The following is a 19,688-nucleotide window of genomic DNA, read 5'->3' as shown; positions in this document are numbered from 1 at the left end:
ACCCACAATTCAATCAGATATTCGCAGAAGATTAAACATACGCGAACTCCTCGCCCGTGTAATGACTAACGCTGTCGCCGAGTTGCGCGATCGTGTGATGAACAACCAGTCGTCGGTGGCGATCGACGGCGACGATCCCGTGACGTTCTCGGAACTCTGGTCGATGACGGACGCGTTCGCCGGCGGACTCCGAGACCGAGGCATTTCTCCCGACGACGCCGTCGCGATTCGCCTCTCGACGCCTCGAGCGGTTCTGGTCGCCGTTTACGGCGCACTCAGAAACGGAAGCGTGCCGGTCACCATCCCGCCCGACGTCGATAATCGAACGATCAGAGCCATCCTGAACGAGGTCGACGCCAGGGCCTACGTCACCGACGAGACGCCGTTTCTGCCGATAATCAACCGATCGGAGGCGGTTCAGGTCGTCATCACCGTCGACTGCGACGCGCGAATGGGCATCGCGCTCGAGCGCCTGCTCGAGAACAGTAGCTTGAACCTCGCCGGCGGTCGGACGGGTGTCGACGTTGCGCGGCGGGCGGACCGAGACCGCGCGCTACTCGCCTACGGCACCGGTTCCGACGGCGATCCGCTCGGCGTGGAGTACACCCACGAGACCCTCGCGGCAGCCGGCGACGTGGGGGAGTCGTTGCTCGGGTCCGCAACGGACGGGTCGTCGGTGCCCGATTCACGGACGCCGGACGGCGGTGCCGTTCGCCACCTCGGCTCGCGTTCGCTTTCGGACCCGCTCGAGTTGCTGTACGGCGCGACGGCGGCGATATTCGGCGGCGGTCGGTACGTTCCCGTCGACGACTGGACGCCGGAGACGGCCCGGTCGCTGCTCGCGACCGGCGCCGCCGATCGGACGTTTCTCGCGCCGGCGCAGTACGACGCGGTGCGATCGCTCGGCGCCACCGACGCCGACGTCACCGACGCCGTCGTCGTCGAACGAACGGCGGCGCCGCTCGAGGAACGGGTCGACGCCGGCGAGGCGATCCGCGTTCGCGGCCGCCCGGAGACGGGCCTGACACACGTCAGGACGCCGGCAGACGTCGAGGCGGGCCGACTCGGCGAAACGCTTCCGGGCGTCGAGGCGCGGACGCGTTCGGAGATCGACACACGGACCCTCGAGGACGATACCGTGCCCGAACGCGGCGACACGCTCGTCGTGGACGGGCCGGGGACGATGGAGCGATACGTGGACCGACCGGACGCGACCGCCGACCGATTCGTGTCGGTCGAGGGCCGACGCTGGGTCCGGACCGGCGTCACGGTTTCGAGGACCGATCCGGAATCGAAAACGAGTACCGGCGGCGACAATTTCGACGGCGATGACTCGTTCGACCGTTCCCGTCCGGGCGTCGTCTGCGTCACGGATCCGATGGAGACCGTACGGGACGGTGTGTGACCGCAGTCGGGCGGGCTGAGCACCCCGTCGGCGGGCGAACGAACCGTCTCGTCGGCGCCGCAGTCGTCGACAACCGCGATACCTTTGGGGCTGGTGGCCACAGTCACGGTATGGACAACGTCGACGCGGCGGGACTGGGGATCGGCGACGACTATCCACCGCGGATCATGGGCGTGTTAAACGTCAGCAAGGAGTCGCCCTACGATCCGAGCGTCTACGACGACCCCGGCGAGGCGGCGCGATACGTCGACGACGAACTCATCGACGAGGGGGCGGAGATCGTCGATATCGGCCTCGAGTCGGCGAACAAGCGCTTCGACGTGCTGTCGGCCGAGGAGGAACTCGACCGACTCCACGTCGCCCTCGAGACGATCGAGAGCGTCTCTGGGGACGCGATTTTCTCGATCGAGACGCGATACGCCGCGGTCGCCGACGAGGCGCTCTCGCAGGGGTTCGATATGGTCAACGACATCGCCGGCTTCGCTGACCCGGAGATGCCGACCGTTTGCGAGGAGTACGACGCTGCTGTCGCGAAGATGGCGAGTCCGCCGGACCTCGAGCGACCGGGCGCCGTCGAGGAGACCGACTGGGGCGCACGGAAATCGGCCGACTGGGCCGCCGAGGCCGACTACGTCGATCAGGTCTACGAGTCCCTCAAGCAGAACGGTCTGACCGACAAGACGATCGTCGATCCCGCGTTCGGCGGCTGGAGCGAGGCCCAGACCCTCGCGGACGATCGCGAGACGTTCCGCCGCCTGCGGGAGTTCCGCGCACTCGGCAAGCCGATGCTGGTCTCGATCAATCGGAAGAACTTCCTCGGAGAGATCGCGGACCGCGAGACCGACGACCGCCTGCCGGTCAGCCTCGCGGCGACGTCGCTCGCGGTCGAACGCGGCGCGCACGTGATCAGAACCCACGACGTCGTGGAGACCCGCGACGCGGCGCTCATCGGCGACGCGTTCACCGAGCGCTCCCGCGTCAACGACGGCGACCTTTCGGTCTGCGAACTCGACGTTCGCTCGAGTCGCGACCTTCGCGTCCACCTCGACGAACGAGGCATCGATCCGGCGGTCGCCGACGAGTGGTCGACGCTCGCCGTCGAGATCGACGGACTCGACGGTAACGATCGAATCGGCGTCACCTCCGTCGTCGCCGACACCGACGCAGACGTGTTCAGTGTTAGCACAGATCGCTTGCTTCTGCTCGGTACTCGATCGAGTATTTCCGCTGTATCTGACTGTCTCAGCCGAAGAGACGACAATTTAGCAGCGATCGCGGACTCGCTCTCAGAAATGCTTGAGTAAGAGAAAGCTTATGCCGGAGGCTTCGAAAAGAGGGAGTGGACGCCGGGCGGCCTCCTGGGTAGGGGTACTTCGGAGGCGACTCCCGGCCCACAACACGGAATTATTGTGGTACTACGTCGAGTAGCGACGGCCCACTCGTCGAGCGTCGCGGTTCGACGGGGCCAGCACGCGACACCGGCGAATCACGCCCTCGAGCGACGGCATCCGTCGAACCGAACACAGTTACGACCGCGGGACCCACATCGGCCATGGAGTTCGACGAGTGGGATCCGGTCTACGAGGCGATTCGCGCCGATTTCGGCTACGGCCGAGCGGGCGACGAACGCGCACGCGACGTCCTGGCGTCGCTCACCGACGAATTCGACCGCACCCGACTCTCGAGTGTCCGCGACGCGACGGTCGCAATCGCCGGCGCCGGCCCCTCCCTCGAGACGGACGCGGAACTCGAGCGAGCGCGGACCGCGGACGTCGTCGTCGCGGCGTCGACGGCCGCCGACGTGCTCGCCGCCCGCGGAATCGAGGTCGACTGCATGGTTACGGATCTGGATAAGAACCCGGAGACGGTTCGTCGACTGACCCGCGATGGCGTGCCGGTCGCGGTCCACGCCCACGGCGACAACGTTCCCGCTGTCCGCGATATCGTCCCCGACTGCGCGGACGAGTTCGTCTTGCCGACCACGCAGGTCGAACCCCGCGGGCCGGTGCGAAACTTCGGCGGCTTCACCGACGGCGACCGCGCGGCGTTTCTCGCGGATCACTTCGGAGCCGGCGCGCTCGTCTTCGTCGGCTGGGACTTCGACGACGAGTCAGTCGACTCAGCGAAGGCCCGAAAACTCGAGTGGGCAGAACGACTGCTCTACTGGCTCGAGACGCGACGGAACGACCGCTTCGACGTACTCGACGGTCGACGCGACGGTATCGAGACCGAAGCGCTCCCGGTCTCCCTGGAGTGAGCCCCGGGACCGCAGCACTCTCGGTCTCACTCGAGTGACCCTCGAGACCATCCGCGCGACCGTGATCGTCCGTTAGCCGATGTGATAGCGTGGGACTGTCCGTTAGCCGATGTGATAGCGTGCGATTTCGTCGCACCCGCACGTCGGACAGCACGGTCCGCCGGTCTCCCGCGTCGTCCCGCACCGTCGACACTCCTCGACGACGGTCCGTTCGTCGGGTCGAAACAGGATCGTCTCCAGGACGGTTCGTAGTCGCGATGACGTCGATGATCGCTCGGATCGCCCATTCACTCCCATGGCTGACGATCCGATCATATCGTGTTTGGTTATTGTCTTCATATCGTGATTGACAGTATATTTGAACAGTTTTCCAGAGTAACTACTCCGACGATTCGGCGGTAAGGGACTGATTACCGCGGTGAAATCGATTGATCCGATCGTCTCGCCGTATCTCGACGACCGTGTTTCTCCGTCCGTCGTCGGCTAGTCGAGCGGGACGTACCGAACCGGATCCGTCGAGCGCCGGCCGACGAGGCCCCGCCGCTCGAGGTGTCGGCAGTGAGCGGCCGCCTCGCCGGCACCGAACTTGACGTGAGAGCCCCCGAGATCACCGAACAGGTCGCGGGCGATGGTCCACGGCGTCGTTCCCGTCCGGTCGGCTGTTTCGTCGGTATCAGCAGCAGCGCGAGCTGCGGGTTCGTTCGCTCGACGTTCGAGTACCTCGAGTACGCGCGCCGATCGCTCCTCGTGGTGGTCGCGAACCGTTTCGATCCGGTCGGCTGCGAGCGAGGTACCGTGGCCGGGCAGCAACCGCTCCGAGCGGTCCGCGAGTCGGTCGAGCGTCTCGAGGAAGTCGGCGAGGGGATCGGTTCGACGCGCCGCGCCGTCGTTTGCGCCGCCTTCGCGGACGGACTGAACGGACTCGGGTGCGAGCGTCCGCGTGTCGCTTCCGCCGACGTTCGGCGTATACGTCGGCAATACGGCGTCGCCGACCAGTAACGCGTCGTCTCGCGCGAAGGCCGTGTGGCCGAGCGTGTGTCCGGGCGTCGCGACGGCCTCGAGGCCCGCGAGGCGGTCGCCGTCCGCGAGTCGCTCGACGGAAATTGACTCCGGCATCGGCGAGGGCGTATCGCCCGCGACGACGCGCTCGACGGCGTCGGCCGGAACGCCCCAGTATCGCATCGTCTCGCGGTCCCGTTCGAGGCGCCGCTCGCGTTCGATTCCGTAGTCGGCGACGAGCGGCGCGTCTCCAGCGCCCATCGCGAGCGTCGCGCCCGCCGCGTCGGCCAGTCGCGGCGCCAGCCCCGCGTGATCGACGTGCCAGTGGGTGACGAGGACGGCCTCGAGATCGGTAAGCGAAACGTCCGCGCGCTCGAGGCCGTCCGTCAGATCCGCCCAGGCGTCGTCGTCGGGCGGTCCGGGATCGACGACGACCCGCTCGTCGACGAGGTACGCGCTGTTTTTCCCCTCCGGAGAGCCACTGCCGACGCCGATCCGCCGGACGCTATCCCGTGTCATACGGATACTGTGACACTCGAGTGCCGTCACGGCCTCGGTTTCGATGTGGAACGACGCAACCGAAGTCGCCCACAGTTGTCACGCGTTCTACAACTGGTAATAACGGTTAAGACGAACAGGTAGCGTTTCTAGTACGTGGATAGCCGACTCATCATCACGGCCCCGTTCGTGGCGTACCTCGCCATCCTCGGTCTGTTCGCGATCGCCCAGTCAGCGGCCGGCGCGACGTTTTCGGACGGACAGCCGGTGTTCCTACTGGTCGTCGGCGTGCTTTGCCCGCTGTTCGCGTTCGGATTAATCTGGATGCGAAACTATCGGTACGGGCCGCCCTTGCTCATCGCGACGCTGTTGCCGAACGGCTGGTTCGTGAGCTACTTCTTTTTCGTTCACGACAACTCGGCGAACGTCTTCGCGGTGTCGGGTGACGGCGCGCTCGCCTACACGACCGCGACGGCCGGAATCGTCCTCATGTCGCTGATCGTCATCGTCGTCGCCGGTTGGCTGTGGTACCACGAGAGTTCGCGGTTTCGGACGGCGGTCGACGGCTTCATCCGACCGGACGCGGTCGACCAGTGAGACGACGGCGCGATTCGATTCAAAACAGCGCGTCGAGTTCGCCGCTCGTATCGACGAGCGCGGCGGTTCCCTCTTGGGATCGCGTCCGAACGTCTTCGGTCGTCTCCTTCGCTTCGACGGCGACCTGTTGGAGTCGGTCGATCCGCGGAACGTCCGTCACGCCCGAGAGGAGCACGATCGCACCGACCTCGTCGCCGCCGGTCGGGTAGTCGCCGCCGCGGATCTCCATGCTTCCCGTCTCCTCCTCGAGCCACGTGCGCCCGCGTTCGACGCCTTTCCGACTCAGCTCTTCCGCTGGACCGCTCGCGACGACGAGTCCGCGGTCGGCACTGCTCACGTCGCAGGGGAGGGTGAGCCGTCCCAGCGTGGCCTTGCGGACGAGGCTGGTCAGTCGGTTGGTCGCAGCGCCGTCCGTGTCGAGATCGGTGCCGTCGTGTTTGCTTCCTTTCGAACTCGACAACGACGAGAGTAGCCCGCTGGCGCTCGTCTCGACGGTCTCGGTCGCGTAGCCGATCGTCGAGACGCCGCCGCCCGAGAGCGTGTTGATAATCTCCGAGGAGTCGACGACGCTCTCGGCGACCGCATCGCCGCTCCCGACTTCGCCGGCGGCAAACAGCAGGCCGAACCGTTCGACGATCTCTCGGTTGATCCGGTCGTAGCCGCCCTCGACGGACTCGCCGGCGCTTCTCCAGGCGTCGTTGTCGAAGACGAGCAGGTTGTCGACCTCGCGGACGAACGTTCGGAACGACCGGCCCGCGTTGAGCGTGTAGAGGCCGCCCTCGTCGGTCGCGGGCAGAATTCCGAGGCCGTACACCGGTTGCGTGTATATTCGTTGTAGGTGTCTGGCAAGCACCGGCGCGCCGCCGGAGCCGCTGCCCCCGCCCATCCCCGCGACGACGAGGAACGCGTCGACCTCGTGGGTCGGCACGTCGTCGATAGCGTGTTGAACCTCGTCGATATCCGCCTCGGCGACCTCGGCACCGAGTTCGTTGTCGGCACCGACGCCATGGCCGTTGACGCGCGCCTGCCCGATGAGAATACGGTTCGACCGTGGGACTCGCTCGAGTCCCTGCAGATCCGTCGTCGCGGTGTTGACCGCGATCGCCGCCTCGACGAAGCCGCCGTCGACCCGTTCGTCGTAGGCTAGAAACTGGTCAACTACCTTCCCGCCCGCCTGTCCGAAACCGATGAGTGCGAGTTTCATGGTGAACGTGTTCTCCCGTGGCCGGCCGCCATCTCCCCGCTCGGTCCGTCCCGATCGACGGTGGCCGACAGCGGTCGACAGCGACCGGCGCCACGACCGGAACGGCGACACCCATTCAGTTTGTTATGATGTTCATAGATAGACGATAATCATCTACTACTGAGAATAATGATATCCGACGTTTCGTCACCGTCTATCGATTCCGATCGTCGCGAGGACCTGTTGTTATCAGAGTAAGTCCTATACGCTGGGGTGGCGTAGCGACCTGTGTATGGACGACGCCGGCCCTCCGACGACCCGGCGGAACCTGCTCGCGGGCGCGAGCGTCGCCGCCGCGAGCGGGCTCGCCGGGTGTCTGGAACAGCTCTGGTCGCAGGCCGAGACCACCGGCCCTGACCAGGTTTCGCTGACGATCAAAACCGTTCCGGCCGACGACGACCGGCTGGCGGCGACGATCGCGAGCCGGTTGCGGGAGAATTACGAGGTCGCCGGCATCGACGCGACGCACGAACCGATCGGCGAGGCGGAGCTGTACCGGGATCTCCTCCTCGAGGGAAACTACGACGTCTTCGTCGCTCGCCACCCGGGCCTCGACGAACCCGACGCGTTTCACGGGCTGTTACACTCGCGGTTCGTCGGCGAACAGGGCTGGCAGAACCCCTTTCAACTTGCGGATCTCACGATCGACGACGCGCTCGAGGTACAGCGACGCGCCGATGGAGATCGCGCCGACGCTCTCGACGAGCTGCTCGATCACCTGCTGATGACGACGCCGTACACGGCCGTCGCCCACCCCCACGCGCTCGGCGGACGACGAGACGAGATCGACGTCCCGTCGCCGCCGGAACGACCACACGAGTTCCTCGACGTGTTGTCCCTGCCGGATAACGGACCGCGTGACGGACCGCTCGTGGTCGGCGTCTACGGGGAAGGGTTGACGAGACGGCTCAACCCGATCACCGTCGATCAGAACCGTATCGACGGCCTCCTGGGGTTGCTCTACGATCCGCTCGCCCGACGGATCGACGGCGAGTACGTTCCGTGGCTGATCGACGACTTCGAGTGGGACGAAAACGACCCCCTTCGACTCCGCATCACGCTTCGCGACGGCCTCGAGTGGCACGACGGCGAGTCGCTCGACGCCGAGGACGTCGAATTCACGTACCGGTTCGTCGAGGACACGTCGCTCGGCGCCGTCGACGACGGGATCCCGGCGCCCAGATTTCGCGGACGACGGACGCTGGTCGACGCGGCGACCGTCGTCGACTCGCGGACGATCACGCTGACGTTTACCGAAACGACGCCGGCGGTCGCCCGCCGAGCGTTGACGATTCCGATCCTTCCCGAACACGTCTGGACCGACCGGTCGACCCTCCTCGTCGACCGTCAGCCCGAGGCGCTGGCACACGATAACGACGAACCCGTCGGCTCCGGCCTTCTCGAGTTCGGCGAGGCGACGACGGACGTCGAACTCGAACTGACGCCCGTCGAGGATCACGCGCTGCTTTCGGCGGCGGATCGTCCCGACGTCCTCGAGGCGTTTCCACGATACGACGGGATCCGATTCGAGGTCGCACCGAACCCGGGTGCGATGGTCGATGCACTGATCGACGGTGAAATCGATATCACGGCCGGCGGATTGCCGCCGGAGTACGCCGAATCGATCCGCGACGCTGACGATGTCTCGACGGCGACCGGAACGACCGATGCGTTCTACATGATCGGCTACAACGCCCAACACAGCGAACTCGGCCATCCACACGTCCGACGCATCTGTTCGCAGTTGATCGATCGCGAACACGTCGTTACCGAGTTCTTCGAGGGATTTGCGGATCCGGCGACGGCACCAACCGAACTCGTCGGGCTTCGCCGGGCGAACTGGCCCGGCGATACGCTCGACGACGAGCGCGCGTCCACGCTACTCGACTTTCCCGGGACGGCCGGCGAGGTCGATCCGAGGGCGGCTCGGTCGCTGTTCCGCGAGATCCACTACAGCTACGAGGACGATGCCCTGTTGGGTTCGTCCGGATGAGACGCACTCGTTCCGTCGAACGACGACTGCCCGCACGATCGCTGAAAGAGTTAATGGCCAGGACCCAGTAGCACCAACAGGTACACCGAATGGCCCTCCTCGACGTCCTGCTCGAACTCACACTCATCGTGGCGACGATGCTCGTGGCCGCGACGCTCGCTATCGTCGGCCCGCGACGGATCGTCGCTGCGATCCGCGACTTCCGCTGGCGACTCGAGGCGTGCCTGCTGCCACTCGCCGTGCTCGCGGCCGTTCTCCTGTTGCGCTGGTCGACCCAGGACGTCGTCCAGCGCCTCGAGCGCCGCGTCCTCGAGAACAACATCACGCCGCAGCTGTCGGCGTTCGACCAGGCCATGCTCGAGCCCGTAATCGTCCTCCAGTCGTTTCAGACGGAGGCGTTGACGTCGTTTTTCGTCTTTATTTACATCTACGGCTACGCGTTCTTGCTCATCTTTCCGTTCATCGCGTACTTCGCGCTCGAGGAGATGGACGATCTTTCGACGCTCATTCTCTCGTTTACCGCTAACTACGCGATCGGGCTGTTGTTCTATACGCTGTTTATCGCCTACGGGCCGCGAAACCTGAGTCCGGAACTCTTCGAAGGGTTGCTGTATACGGCCTTCCCACAGTCGGGTGCGCTCACGCACGAGATCAACCAGAACACGAACGTCTTCCCGTCGCTGCACACGTCGCTTTCGATGACCGTTTTCTTCCTGGCGTGGGTCACTCGCGAGAAGTATCCATCGTGGGTTCCCGTCGCCGGGTTCCTCGCGATCAGCGTCGCGCTCTCGACGATGTATCTGGGCATCCACTGGTTCTCCGATGTCGTCGCCGGAACGGTGCTCGCACTCGTCAGCGTCTACATCGGCGTCAACTACACGGTCGAGGAAATCGTCGACGGCATCAGGACGTTCGTCGCGTCACGGTTCCAGTCGCCGAAAGCCGACGGCGAGTAGCGCCCACTCGTGATCGCCGCCTTCGGCGGATTCCCCGAGCCCTCGAGGTTTTCGGTTTGCAGCCCGTCAATACCCGCATGCCCCTGTACTGGCACCGACGCGACCTCCGCGTCAGCGACAACTGCGGCCTCGAGCGGGCAGCGGCGTTCGACGAGCCGATCGTTCCCGTCTTCGTCCTCGATCCAACGGTCCTCGAACACGCCTCGCCCGTCAGGGTCGCGTGTCTGTGCGAGGCCCTCGAGGCGCTTCGCGCGCGATACCGCGATCGCGGGAGCGACCTGCTGGTCGTCCGGGGCGAGGCGAGTGCGGTGCTTCCGGAACTGGCCGCCGATCACGGCGTCGAGACCGTCGTCTGGGCCGACGACTACGGCGGGCTCGCCCGCGACCGCGACCGGGCCGTAACGGCGGCTCTCGAGGACGCGGGCGTCGCGTGCGAGCCGGTCCACGACGCGATCCACCACGAGCCCGGTTCGATCACGCCGAATCAGGGCGAGTTCTACTCCGTCTTCTCGTACTTCTGGAAGAAGTGGCGCGATCGAGAGAAACACGCTCCGGTCGATGGGCCGACCGAAGACGATCTCGCTGACCCGAACGGCGAGCCGATTCCGTCGCCATCAGCGCTCGGCTTCGACGAGCCGGAGTCGACGCCGCCGACGGTTACGCCGACCGCGGCGAGACGCCGACTCGAGTCGTTCTGCGACGCCAACATCTACCGGTACGCCGACGAGAGAGACGTGCCGTCGGCCGGCGCGACGTCTCGACTCTCGATTCACCTCAAGTGGGGGACGGTCGGCGTCCGGACGGTGTACGACGCGACCGACGCGGCCGCCGAGCGCGCGTCCGACGACGACGATCGCAAGAGCGTCGCCGCCTTCCAGCGCCAACTCGCCTGGCGGGAGTTCTACGTCCACGTCCTCGCGTTCAATCCCGAGACGGTGACTGAGAACTTCAGCGGCTACGAGAACGAGATCCCGTGGCGCAACGATCCGGACGAACTCGCCGCCTGGAAAGCAGGCGAGACCGGATTTCCGATCGTCGACGCGGGAATGCGACAGCTGCGTCGAGAGGGGTGGATCCACAACCGCGTGCGGATGCTCGTCGCCGCGTTCCTGACGAAGGATCTGCTGATCGACTGGCGGAAGGGCTACGCGCACTTCCGGCGGCTGCTCGCCGACCACGATACGGCGAGCGACGTCGGCGGCTGGCAGTGGGCGGCCTCGACCGGCACCGACGCACAGCCGTACTTTCGGGTTTTCAATCCCTCGAAGCAGGGACGGGAGTACGACCCGGACGCGACGTACGTTCGCGAGTACGTCCCCGAACTCGAGGATGCGTCCGCGGACGACATTCACGGCTGGCACGATCTCGATCCCGCCGACAGATCCTCGATCGCACCGTCGTATCCGGCACCGATCGTCGACCACGGCGACCGACGGGAAGCGGCGATCGCGGCGTTCGAACGAGCGCGGGGCGACGACGACTGACCTCGACAACTGTTGGCTGAGGCAGCCGTAATGCGCCGGTAGTGTCCTCGAGAGTCCCGTTTTCACTGAGTCTCGTTCGCCACTACGCTTATCGGTCGGTTCGATGTACCGTCGACTATGTCTGCTTCGCCAGATCCCTCGTCGCCCGAACGCTCCACCGTGCCGACCGAGGCGATCGTTCAGGCGATCGCCGACCGCGAAGGAGTCGACGTCACCGACGTCGAACCGCCGGCGTACGAACCGCTGTACTCCGTCGTCAACCCGGCGGCGCTCGATCGACTGTTCCAGACGCCTCGCGGCTCCTCGCCGACCGTCCGCGTCGTCCTCGAGTACGAAGGCTACGAGGTCGCCGTCGACAGCGATGGCCGCGTCGAGATCGACGACGAAGCCGTCGCCGGCGACTCGATCGGGCAGGCGATCGAAGAGTGACGGTGACGGTCCGACGCTCGTCGGTTGTCCGTGCTCACTCTGCCCAGTAGGCCTCGCCGGGTTCCGTCTCGAAAATCGCTCGCTCGAGGAGATCGATCGCCTTCTCGAGTCCCTCCCGCGAACTCGTCAACGAGTCCTCGTGTTCGATGCTCAGGGCGCCGTCGTAACCGACCATGCGTAGCGTGGAGACGATATCTTTCCAGTGGGCCTCGCCGTGACCGTAGCCGACGGAGCGAAAGAGCCACGAGCGGTTGGGCTCGTCGTCGTAGGCCGTCGTGTCGAGGACGCCCTTCTCGCGGGCCTGCGCGTCGTATATCTTGGTGTCTTTGGCGTGGACGTGGTGGATCGCGTCGCGCTCCCCGAGATGGCGGATCGCGTCGGTGATCGTGATTCCCTGCCAGTAGAGGTGTGACGGGTCGAAGTTGGCCCCGATTCGCTCGCCGGTCTCCTCGCGGAGCCTGGCCATCCCGTGGGGTTCGTAGACCAGCATGTTGGGGTGCATCTCGATGGCGATATCGATGCCGTGATCGTCGGCGTACGCGGCGAGATCCGTCCAGTAGTCGATCCCCTGCTCCCACTGGTAGGCGAGGGCCTCGTCGTGTTCGGGCGGCCAGGGCGCGGTGATCCAGTTGGGTACCTCGTCGTTCGGTCCGCCCGCCGGCAGCCCCGAGAAGCAGGTGACGACGCCGACGTCCAGCTGGGCCGCGAGCCGGATCGCCTCGCGGAGTTCGGTGTCGGCGTCAGCGGCGCGCTCGTCGTCGGGATGGAGCGGGTTGTTGTGCGTCGCCAGCGCACTGATTCGCATCTCGTACTCGTCGAGGAGGTTCCGGATCTTCTGCTGAGCGCTATCGTCGTCGAGGTGATCCTCCCGCGGGAGGTGGTCCTGCCCGGGGTGGCCGCCGACGCCGGGTTCGATGGCGTCGACGCCCTGTTCCGAGAGATACGCCAGTGCGCCCTCGAGCGATTCGTCGGCCAGCGGTGGGGTGTGTACGCCGATCTCCATACGGCCCGTTCGACGGCGGCCGCGAAAATAAAACGACGGCCGGCAACGGACCCTCTCTGTATCGCGACATAGGATATATTTGGTTCCGTACCGGTCTCACACCGACCCGCCGCGTCGAGACTACGCAGGGGTCAGGCCCAGCCGACGAAGCTGACTCGGCGTTGTCGACCCGGAGTGAACCCGCAAGAGTGCGGTTGCCGGCTCGTAGGCGACCTGTTCGGTCGGCGGACTGTAGGCCGTGACCCGCCAGAATCCGGGCGAGCGTATCGTGAGTTCACAGCGTCCCGCCTCGTCGGTGCGCTGGACCTGCGACCCGACCCGAACGACGGCGTTCTCGACGGGTCTGTTCCGCGAGTTTCGCGCGAGAACGCGGACCGGAACCGTCGCTCCTGCCGATATTTCCTTCACGCCGATCTCGAGAACGAGCGGGTGGGTGCATCTCATGGCAGGGAATCCCACGGCGACGGCAAAAAAACCCCGACCGAGCCCCCGATCACGCCTACTTTTCGACGGAGACTGTTCGGCCCGAGTCGCTCGAGCGGTAGATCGCGTCTATGACTCGCTGGACGGTCAGCGCCTGCCCGATGCTCTCGTCGTCAGGATCCTCGTCGACGATCCGGTCGAAAAAGGCCTCCTGCTCCTCGGAGTGGGTGTCGTTCTGGGGCGTTTCGATCGCCGTGTTCTCGAGGTGGTCCGGTCCAACGTTGCTCGCCGAATGGATCGTCAGATCGCCCTCGAGGAGGTCGAACCGGGCGGCGGCCTTCGTTCCGCGGACGACGAACTCGTGGGTCGCCGGTCGGTTCGTCGCCCAGGCGACCTCGAGGGAGATCGTTCGATCGTCCGCACAGCGGATGAACGCGCTGGCCGAGTCGTCGACGTCGAAGCCGGCCGGCCCGGCGTCTTCGCCCCACATCTCGAGGTAGGCGTACCCCTCGTCGGAACCGAACTCGCTGCGGGCAACGCCGTTGGCCTCGGTGACGGCGGGGTACCCGAGCAGGTAGAGCGCGAGGTCGATGGCGTGGACGCCGAGGTCGATAAGCGCGCCGCCGCCGGCGATCTGGCGGCGAGTGAACCACGAGCCGCGGCCGGGAATGCCCCGTCGTCGGACGTAGTTCGCCTCGACGTGGGTGACTTCGCCGAGGTCGGCCCGCTCGATTCGGTTGCGGACGATTCGGACCGTGTTCGAAAAGCGATTGTTGAACCCCACCATCGCGTGGCCCGTGGAGTCTGCCGCGGCGTCGGCGATTCGCTGTGCACTCTCGAGTGAGTGTGCAAGCGGTTTCTCCAGGAGGACGTGGAGATTTCGCTCGAAGGCGTCCACTGCGTACTCCTCGTGGTACTTGTTCGGCGTCGTGATGATGACGGCATCGACGTCGTCGTACAGTTCGTGGTGGTCTTCGTAAACGTCGACGTTGTATCGTCTGGCAAATCTGGAGCGTGCGTCCGCAGCGGCGTCCATGCCTCCAACGAGCGGGACGCCGAGGTCGACGAGTCGCTCCGCGTGATACTGGCCGATGTTGCCCAGGCCGACGATACCGGTTTCGATGTCGCGTCGATCTCTTGTCATCCGTGTCTCATCTGATACGTACTGTCTGTTCTCGGACCCGTACACCAGCTAGTGCTATATCGAATGTTGGGCTGGAGCGCCTTTTGTCCGTTGCCAAACGAGAACCGTTCGGCGACCAGCTAGCTGACCGACGGCCCCACACGCTAGCTATCAGCTTCGGTCTCGGTCGCGGTCGTTCCCGACTCCCGTTCGGACCGATCGGTGAGTCCGTGACAGAGCGCCTCGCCGCTTTCCGTCTCGAAGAGATGAATCTTCGAGCGATCGAGGACGACGTCGACGTCCTGATTTTCGGAAACGTCGGTGTCGGGGGTAACGCTCATCAGCAACTGATCCGACGACGAGGCCGGATCCTCCTCCATCGACCGCTCTATCCCCTCCGCGAGCAGTAGGTAGACGAAGATCTCGTCGCCCATCGGCTCCAGTACGTCGGTTCGGGCGTCGATGGGGTCCGTCGCCTGTCCCAGCGCGTCGGCGTCCCGCGAGAGGTGGACGTCTTCGGGACGGACGCCGAGGGTGATCTCGTCGCCGACGGTCGCGCCGGGTATCCGTTCGGGATCGACGTCGACGCGGAAGTTGGCCGTCTCGAGGCCGCTTTCGTCGAGCGTCCCCTCCGCGAAGTTCATCGACGGCGAGCCAATGAAGCCGGCGACGAACAGGTTCGCCGGCTCGTTGTAACACTCGAGGGGCGGCGCGATCTGCTGGAGTTTCCCGGCGTTGAGGACGGCGATGCGGTCGGACATCGTCATTGCCTCGGCCTGGTCGTGGGTGACGTAGATGATCGTCGTCCCCAGTTCGCGGTGGAGTCGCTGGAGCTCCGTGCGCATGTGCACTCGGAGCTTCGCGTCCAGGTTGGCGAGTGGCTCGTCCATCAGGAAGACGTCGGGGTTGCGCACGATGGCGCGGGCGATCGCGACCCGCTGGCGCTGTCCGCCGGACATCTCGTCGGGCATCCGATCGAGCATACCCTCGAGCTGGACGATGTCGGCGGCCTGTTCGACGCGCCGCTGGATCTCCTCGTCGTCGTACGTCCGCAGCCGGAGGCCGAAGGAGATGTTCTCGAAGACGTCCATGTGGGGAAACAGCGCGATGTTCTGGAAGACCATCGCGACGCCCCGATCCTTCGGAGCGAGGGTCGTCACGTCGTCGTCGCCGATGTAGACCCTGCCGTCGGTCGGCTTGGTCAGTCCGGCGACGGTCTCCATCGTCGTCGACTTCCCACAGCCCGAGGGGCCGACGAAGGTGACGAACTCGCCGTCTTCGATCTCCATGCTCACGTCGTCGACCGCCGTGACGTCTTCGTACTGCTTCGTGACGTTCTCGAGTCGTACTCGTGCCATTGTATCTTACTCCTTGAGTGCGCCCGCGGTCAGTCCGCTGACGATCTTCTCCTGGGCCACGATCACGAGGATCGCGACCGGGATCACGCCGATAATGCTCGAGGCGGCCATCAGGTGGTACATGACCTCGTACTGGCCCTGATAGCCGAGAATGCCCTCGAGAATCGGTGCCCAGTTCTCCGGTTGGCCGTCGGTCATCAGAAACGAGAAGAAGAACTCGTTGTAGACGGCGATGAAGGTGAGGACGCCCGCCGTGGCGACGCCGGGGGCCGACAGCGGGATGATGACCCGGAACAGCGCGCCGAGTCGCGTGGTTCCCTCCACGCGGGCGGCATCCTCCAATCCGTCGGGGATCTGGCTGTAGAAGGTCGTCAGAATGAAGATGGCCAGCGGCATGAAGATCGCCGACAGCGGGAGGACCATCGCGCCCGGCGTGTTATAGAGGGTCCCGTCGCCCGTGATCGGCTCGAGGACGAAGAAGCTGGTGTTAAAGAGGTCGTTCAACGGGATGAAAAAGGCCGCTGGCGGGAAAAAGGAGATCACCAGCACGAGCATCATCATCGGGACCTTCCCCGGGAACTCGAGGCGGCCGAAGGCGTAGCCCGCGAGGCTCGCGATGACCAGGACGATGATCGTCGAGGCCGTCGCGATGACGAAGCTGTTGAACATGTACCAGTGGAACGGCAACACCTCGAAGACCTCGATGAAGGCGCCGGGGTTGAACCCGTTCGGCGTAAGGATGATGTCCTGCTGTTGTCCCTCGGGGGTCAGCGCGACCATGAGCAGCCAGTAGAAGGGAAACAGCGTCGTGACCAGGAAGAAGATGGTCGCGGTGTAGAACATCGCCCGGTAGGTCCGCTCGGGGTTCTTGATGGCGTTGGCGGCCCAGCGCTCGAGCGGTCCGCGGTCGAGTTCGGCGTCGTCGCCGTCCTCGCCCAGCAGCGCGTCGTGGCGCCGCTCGCCGGTTTCCCCGCCGTCCGGTCTGGCTCGAGGCTCACGGCCGGTTCGGTCGCCGTCGCTCGACGACTCGCCGGACCGATCACCGCCGCTCGCCCGACGGGCGGCCCGCCAGTGTGGCGGGACGTCGTCCGCGGTGTCGCTCGAAGACTGCGCATCCGATTCGGATCCGTCGTCGGGTACTTTCTCGTCGGTCATCAGTAGGGTCCTCCCTCGGTGTCGCGGAAGAAGAACACGTACACCGAGATGATCAGGCCGATCACCAGCGCGGTCATGAACGCGACGGCCGCCGCGGTGGCGTAGATCCGGGTTCCGCCGAACATCGCCTCGACGACGAGGCAGGTTAGCGACGGGACGGTCGTACAGCCGGCGGTCGATTCGATCAGGCCGTAAACGCGCATGGCGTCCATCGTTCGGAACAACATCGCGACCAGCAGCGCCGGCATCACCAGCGGCAGCGTGATTCGCTTGAACCGCTGCCACGGCGACGCGCCCGCGACGCGGGCGACGTCGTAGAGGCTCCGGTCGACGCTCTGGAGGCCCGCCAGGATGAGGAGGGCCATAAACGCCGCCGACTTCCAGATGTCGGCGACGAGGATGATGATGAACGCGTCCTGACTGTCGGCCAGCGGGTTCGGGCCGAAGAGTCCGAGCCACTGCATGAGGTCGCTGCCGAAGCCGACCTCGGGCTGGAACAGCAGGAAGAAGATCATCCCCTGGATGACGATCGGCACCGCCCACGGGAGGATGATCGCGACGCGGACCCAGCGCCGGCCCCGGAACTCCTGATCGAGGACGTAAGCCTGACCGAAGCCGATCACCGTCTCGAGGATGACGCTGATGACGGCGAAGCCGAGCGTCACGAACAGGGCCTGCTGGAGGATCGGAACGCCGAACTCGACGAAGGGAAACGACGTCGACACCGTGACGTCCATGAACTGCCGCGCCAGGCGGGCGTTGCCGGTGAGGACGTCGACGTAGTTGTCGATGCCGACGAAACCGCCGAGGGGCTCGGCACCGCGGGTCTGGTCTTCCCGCAGCGACGTGACGAACGTCATGACCAGCGGGTAGAACGCGATCAGCGCCAGCAGGGCGAACGCGGGGAGCAAGAGGAGGTACGCGTAGGCGGCCTCGCTCAGGTTCTCCATCCAGTTGATGACTGCATTCCCCGTTCGGTCGCGCTCGCGGTCGTGTTCGTCGTCGCCGCCGACCAGGACGTTCCCGTCGGTGTCAGTATCAGTCGCCATGCTGTTGTGCAACCTCCGTTTCGCTTCCCTCGAGTCGGTCGGCCAGATCAGTCATGGCGTCCTCGGGCGATTTCGCACCCCGGAACGCCGCGTTGACCTCCTGAAAGATGAGCGCGGACTGCTCCGGCCAGACGTCCGTCACCGGCCGCGGAACGGCGTTTTCGCCCGCCAGTTGGAGCTGGTCGACGTACCTCGCGACCGGCCCGATCTCGTCGGGATCGGCCTCGTCGAGCAGGTCGATGTTCGGCGGGATGAACCCCTGTAACTCGAAGATCGTGAGCATGACCTCGTCGTGGGTGAACGCCTCGAGAACCTGCAGCGCCTGCTCGGCGCGGTCGGTGTAGGGGCTCAGCGTGAGGTTCCAGCCGCCGAGGGCAGCCGCCGTTCCGCCGACACCCTCGTGTTCGGCCTCGTCTTCGGAGACGGCGTAGGGCTGGGTCATCACGCCGAGATCCTCGCCGAAGGCCTCGTCGGCGCCGGTCTCGGCGATCGCGAACGGCCAGTTCCGGTGGGCGACCGCATCGCCGCCCGCGAACGGGCCGAGCGATTCCTCTTCGGACCACTGCACGATCGCCGTCGGCGAGATCTGGGGATAGCCATCGAGGGCGTGTTCGTCGTCGTCGCCGTGGATGAACGCTCGCATCATCCGAATTGCGTCGAGGACGGGCTCTTCGTCGACGGTGATCGGACGGTCGCCCGCCGTGAACAGGCTCTCGGTGCCGCCGAAGTAGCCGCCGCCCCAGGTCGACATGACCTCGTTGAACGAACAGCAGGCGAGCCCCTCGTAGGCCGCCGCCTGTGTCGTGTAACCGTAGTCGAGGCCGTGTTCGGACCGTGTCTCGGATACCGCCTCGGCGAACTCTTCCCAGGACGGCGGCTCTTCCGCCCAGTCGTCCGTGTCGTAGCCGGCGTCCTCGATGAGATCCTGGCGGTACAGCATCGTGCCGAAGTCCACGAACAGCGGCACCGCGTGCAGATCACCGGTTTCCGGGTTCCGCGCGGCCTCGAGCGCTTCGTCGAGATAGCCGTCTTCGATCCGGTCGACGGTGTCATCGGGGAGTTCGTCGGTCAGATTCGCCGTTTGCTCGCGGAGGATAAACGGGATCGTCCAGCCGGTGTCCATCATGTGGATGTCCGGCGGCGCGCGGCCGGCCTGGAGGGTCGACTGTGCCTCCTCCATGCGCTGGACGGAGTCGCTGACGACCGTCTGCAACTCGACGTGGATATCCTCGTCGAGTCCGGCGTCCCACAGCGCCTCCTGGACCGACGGCTCGCCGTCGTCCGTGTGAAGAATCTCCTCGAAGTCCGTCGCCCCGGTCATCACGACGGTGTTCGGATCGCGCCCGCGCCCGAGACAGCCGGTAATCGACACGGCGCCGACCGTCGTCGCGGTCGATGCAGCCACGAACCGCCGACGGGACAGTCCGGCTCGATGGGAGTGCCCGCGATTCTCTCGGCCCATCAGACAACAGAACACGACGTTCGTTCCCTTAATTGACCGGCTTGCACGAAGCGGCGAGCGCGGCGAAATCCGGGCCTATTCGGCCTCAATGTGCAATTACGCGATCCAGGTTGGTACTCGTCGGTGAAAAAGAAGTGCGTACACGAGTGAACGATATTCGAAGAACGATTGACATCCTCCTCCGCGTGAACACGGAGGAATCCTGAGCGTTGGAGATTTTAGGTTTACAGCTCCACCGAGCATCCAACCAGTAC

Annotated in this window: 17 protein-coding genes; 8 read left to right on the top strand and 9 right to left on the bottom strand. The window is 65.4% G+C overall.

The genetic code is table 11. From position 1 onward, the window contains the following. Positions 1 to 61: 61 nt before the first annotated feature. From C493_RS00125 to C493_RS00115, 3 genes are all read left to right on the top strand, one after another. A complete protein-coding gene (locus C493_RS00125) occupies positions 62 to 1,405 on the top strand; it encodes an AMP-binding protein (RefSeq protein ID WP_049889042.1) in 1,344 nt (447 codons plus the stop codon). A gap of 110 nt (positions 1,406 to 1,515) precedes the next feature. Then, positions 1,516 to 2,709 carry a dihydropteroate synthase gene (gene folP, locus C493_RS00120; protein WP_049889051.1) on the top strand — a complete coding sequence of 398 codons (1,194 nt, stop codon included), beginning with the start codon at positions 1,516 to 1,518 and terminating at the stop codon, positions 2,707 to 2,709. A 248-nt stretch (positions 2,710 to 2,957) separates the two neighbouring features. Further along, positions 2,958 to 3,662: a 6-hydroxymethylpterin diphosphokinase MptE-like protein gene (locus tag C493_RS00115; protein WP_007257340.1), complete on the top strand. Its 705-nt coding sequence runs from the start codon at positions 2,958 to 2,960 to the stop codon at positions 3,660 to 3,662. 483 nt (positions 3,663 to 4,145) lie between these two features. Here the strand turns inward: C493_RS00115 and C493_RS00105 are convergent, their stop codons facing one another. Next, positions 4,146 to 5,180, bottom strand: coding sequence for an MBL fold metallo-hydrolase (locus C493_RS00105; protein ID WP_007257338.1), 1,035 nt, complete (start codon positions 5,178 to 5,180; stop codon positions 4,146 to 4,148). Positions 5,181 to 5,315: 135 nt separating this feature from the next. Between C493_RS00105 and C493_RS00100 the strand changes: the two genes are divergently transcribed. Beyond that, the gene (locus C493_RS00100; protein WP_007257337.1) at positions 5,316 to 5,756 is read left to right on the top strand and encodes a hypothetical protein; all 441 of its coding nucleotides are present in this window, start codon (positions 5,316 to 5,318) and stop codon (positions 5,754 to 5,756) included. Between the two features lie 19 nt (positions 5,757 to 5,775). On the opposite strand, the gene C493_RS00095 is transcribed toward C493_RS00100, so the two are convergent. Then, positions 5,776 to 6,960: a tubulin/FtsZ family protein gene (locus C493_RS00095; protein WP_007257336.1), complete on the bottom strand. Its 1,185-nt coding sequence runs from the start codon at positions 6,958 to 6,960 to the stop codon at positions 5,776 to 5,778. Between the two features lie 271 nt (positions 6,961 to 7,231). On the opposite strand from C493_RS00095, the gene C493_RS00090 reads away from it, so the two are divergent. The 4 genes from C493_RS00090 (at position 7,232) to C493_RS00075 (ending at position 11,861) form a co-directional block, all read left to right on the top strand. After that, positions 7,232 to 8,992 carry an ABC transporter substrate-binding protein gene (locus C493_RS00090; protein ID WP_007257335.1) on the top strand — a complete coding sequence of 587 codons (1,761 nt, stop codon included), beginning with the start codon at positions 7,232 to 7,234 and terminating at the stop codon, positions 8,990 to 8,992. A gap of 89 nt (positions 8,993 to 9,081) precedes the next feature. Further along, positions 9,082 to 9,948 carry a phosphatase PAP2 family protein gene (locus tag C493_RS00085; protein WP_007257334.1) on the top strand — a complete coding sequence of 289 codons (867 nt, stop codon included), beginning with the start codon at positions 9,082 to 9,084 and terminating at the stop codon, positions 9,946 to 9,948. A gap of 77 nt (positions 9,949 to 10,025) precedes the next feature. Further along, positions 10,026 to 11,432, top strand: a complete 1,407-nt coding sequence (locus C493_RS00080; RefSeq protein WP_007257333.1) for a cryptochrome/photolyase family protein — start codon at positions 10,026 to 10,028, stop codon at positions 11,430 to 11,432. Between the two features lie 117 nt (positions 11,433 to 11,549). Next, complete coding sequence (locus tag C493_RS00075; protein WP_007257332.1) at positions 11,550 to 11,861, top strand: HalOD1 output domain-containing protein; 312 nt, start codon at positions 11,550 to 11,552, stop codon at positions 11,859 to 11,861. 34 nt (positions 11,862 to 11,895) lie between these two features. Here the strand turns inward: C493_RS00075 and C493_RS00070 are convergent, their stop codons facing one another. The 7 genes from C493_RS00070 to C493_RS00040 form a co-directional block, all read right to left on the bottom strand. Continuing rightward, a complete protein-coding gene (locus C493_RS00070) occupies positions 11,896 to 12,864 on the bottom strand; it encodes a sugar phosphate isomerase/epimerase family protein (RefSeq protein WP_007257331.1) in 969 nt (322 codons plus the stop codon). A 120-nt stretch (positions 12,865 to 12,984) separates the two neighbouring features. Then, positions 12,985 to 13,308 carry a hypothetical protein gene (locus tag C493_RS00065; RefSeq protein WP_007257330.1) on the bottom strand — a complete coding sequence of 108 codons (324 nt, stop codon included), beginning with the start codon at positions 13,306 to 13,308 and terminating at the stop codon, positions 12,985 to 12,987. A gap of 55 nt (positions 13,309 to 13,363) precedes the next feature. Beyond that, the gene (locus tag C493_RS00060) at positions 13,364 to 14,476 is read right to left on the bottom strand and encodes a Gfo/Idh/MocA family protein (RefSeq protein WP_275039825.1); all 1,113 of its coding nucleotides are present in this window, start codon (positions 14,474 to 14,476) and stop codon (positions 13,364 to 13,366) included. A gap of 98 nt (positions 14,477 to 14,574) precedes the next feature. Further along, a complete protein-coding gene (locus C493_RS00055; protein WP_007257328.1) occupies positions 14,575 to 15,768 on the bottom strand; it encodes an ABC transporter ATP-binding protein in 1,194 nt (397 codons plus the stop codon). A 6-nt stretch (positions 15,769 to 15,774) separates the two neighbouring features. After that, on the bottom strand, positions 15,775 to 16,923 hold the full coding sequence (locus tag C493_RS00050; RefSeq protein ID WP_083912347.1) for an ABC transporter permease subunit: 1,149 nt from the start codon (positions 16,921 to 16,923) through the stop codon (positions 15,775 to 15,777). Continuing rightward, positions 16,923 to 17,972: a carbohydrate ABC transporter permease gene (locus C493_RS00045; protein ID WP_007257326.1), complete on the bottom strand. Its 1,050-nt coding sequence runs from the start codon at positions 17,970 to 17,972 to the stop codon at positions 16,923 to 16,925. The genes C493_RS00050 and C493_RS00045 overlap by 1 nt, the downstream gene beginning before the upstream one ends. Next, the gene (locus C493_RS00040) at positions 17,962 to 19,434 is read right to left on the bottom strand and encodes an extracellular solute-binding protein (RefSeq protein ID WP_007257325.1); all 1,473 of its coding nucleotides are present in this window, start codon (positions 19,432 to 19,434) and stop codon (positions 17,962 to 17,964) included. Before C493_RS00040 ends, C493_RS00045 begins: the two co-directional genes overlap by 11 nt. Between the last annotated feature and the right edge of the window lie 254 nt (positions 19,435 to 19,688).

Origin of the sequence: Natronolimnohabitans innermongolicus JCM 12255 (assembly GCF_000337215.1) — an archaeon.
GTDB lineage: Archaea > Halobacteriota > Halobacteria > Halobacteriales > Natrialbaceae > Natronolimnohabitans > Natronolimnohabitans innermongolicus.
This window is presented reverse-complemented; position numbering and strand designations above follow the sequence as displayed.

Coding starts and splice junctions, on each gene's coding strand:
- C493_RS00125 (WP_049889042.1), top strand. CDS start 62: ATGACTAACGCTGTCGCCGAGTTGCGCGATCGTGTGATGAACAACCAG.
- folP (WP_049889051.1), top strand. CDS start 1,516: ATGGACAACGTCGACGCGGCGGGACTGGGGATCGGCGACGACTATCCA.
- C493_RS00115 (WP_007257340.1), top strand. CDS start 2,958: ATGGAGTTCGACGAGTGGGATCCGGTCTACGAGGCGATTCGCGCCGAT.
- C493_RS00105 (WP_007257338.1), bottom strand. CDS start 5,180: ATGACACGGGATAGCGTCCGGCGGATCGGCGTCGGCAGTGGCTCTCCG.
- C493_RS00095 (WP_007257336.1), bottom strand. CDS start 6,960: ATGAAACTCGCACTCATCGGTTTCGGACAGGCGGGCGGGAAGGTAGTT.
- C493_RS00090 (WP_007257335.1), top strand. CDS start 7,232: ATGGACGACGCCGGCCCTCCGACGACCCGGCGGAACCTGCTCGCGGGC.
- C493_RS00085 (WP_007257334.1), top strand. CDS start 9,082: ATGGCCCTCCTCGACGTCCTGCTCGAACTCACACTCATCGTGGCGACG.
- C493_RS00080 (WP_007257333.1), top strand. CDS start 10,026: ATGCCCCTGTACTGGCACCGACGCGACCTCCGCGTCAGCGACAACTGC.
- C493_RS00075 (WP_007257332.1), top strand. CDS start 11,550: ATGTCTGCTTCGCCAGATCCCTCGTCGCCCGAACGCTCCACCGTGCCG.
- C493_RS00070 (WP_007257331.1), bottom strand. CDS start 12,864: ATGGAGATCGGCGTACACACCCCACCGCTGGCCGACGAATCGCTCGAG.
- C493_RS00065 (WP_007257330.1), bottom strand. CDS start 13,308: ATGAGATGCACCCACCCGCTCGTTCTCGAGATCGGCGTGAAGGAAATA.
- C493_RS00055 (WP_007257328.1), bottom strand. CDS start 15,768: ATGGCACGAGTACGACTCGAGAACGTCACGAAGCAGTACGAAGACGTC.
- C493_RS00050 (WP_083912347.1), bottom strand. CDS start 16,923: ATGACCGACGAGAAAGTACCCGACGACGGATCCGAATCGGATGCGCAG.
- C493_RS00045 (WP_007257326.1), bottom strand. CDS start 17,972: ATGGCGACTGATACTGACACCGACGGGAACGTCCTGGTCGGCGGCGAC.
- C493_RS00040 (WP_007257325.1), bottom strand. CDS start 19,434: ATGGGCCGAGAGAATCGCGGGCACTCCCATCGAGCCGGACTGTCCCGT.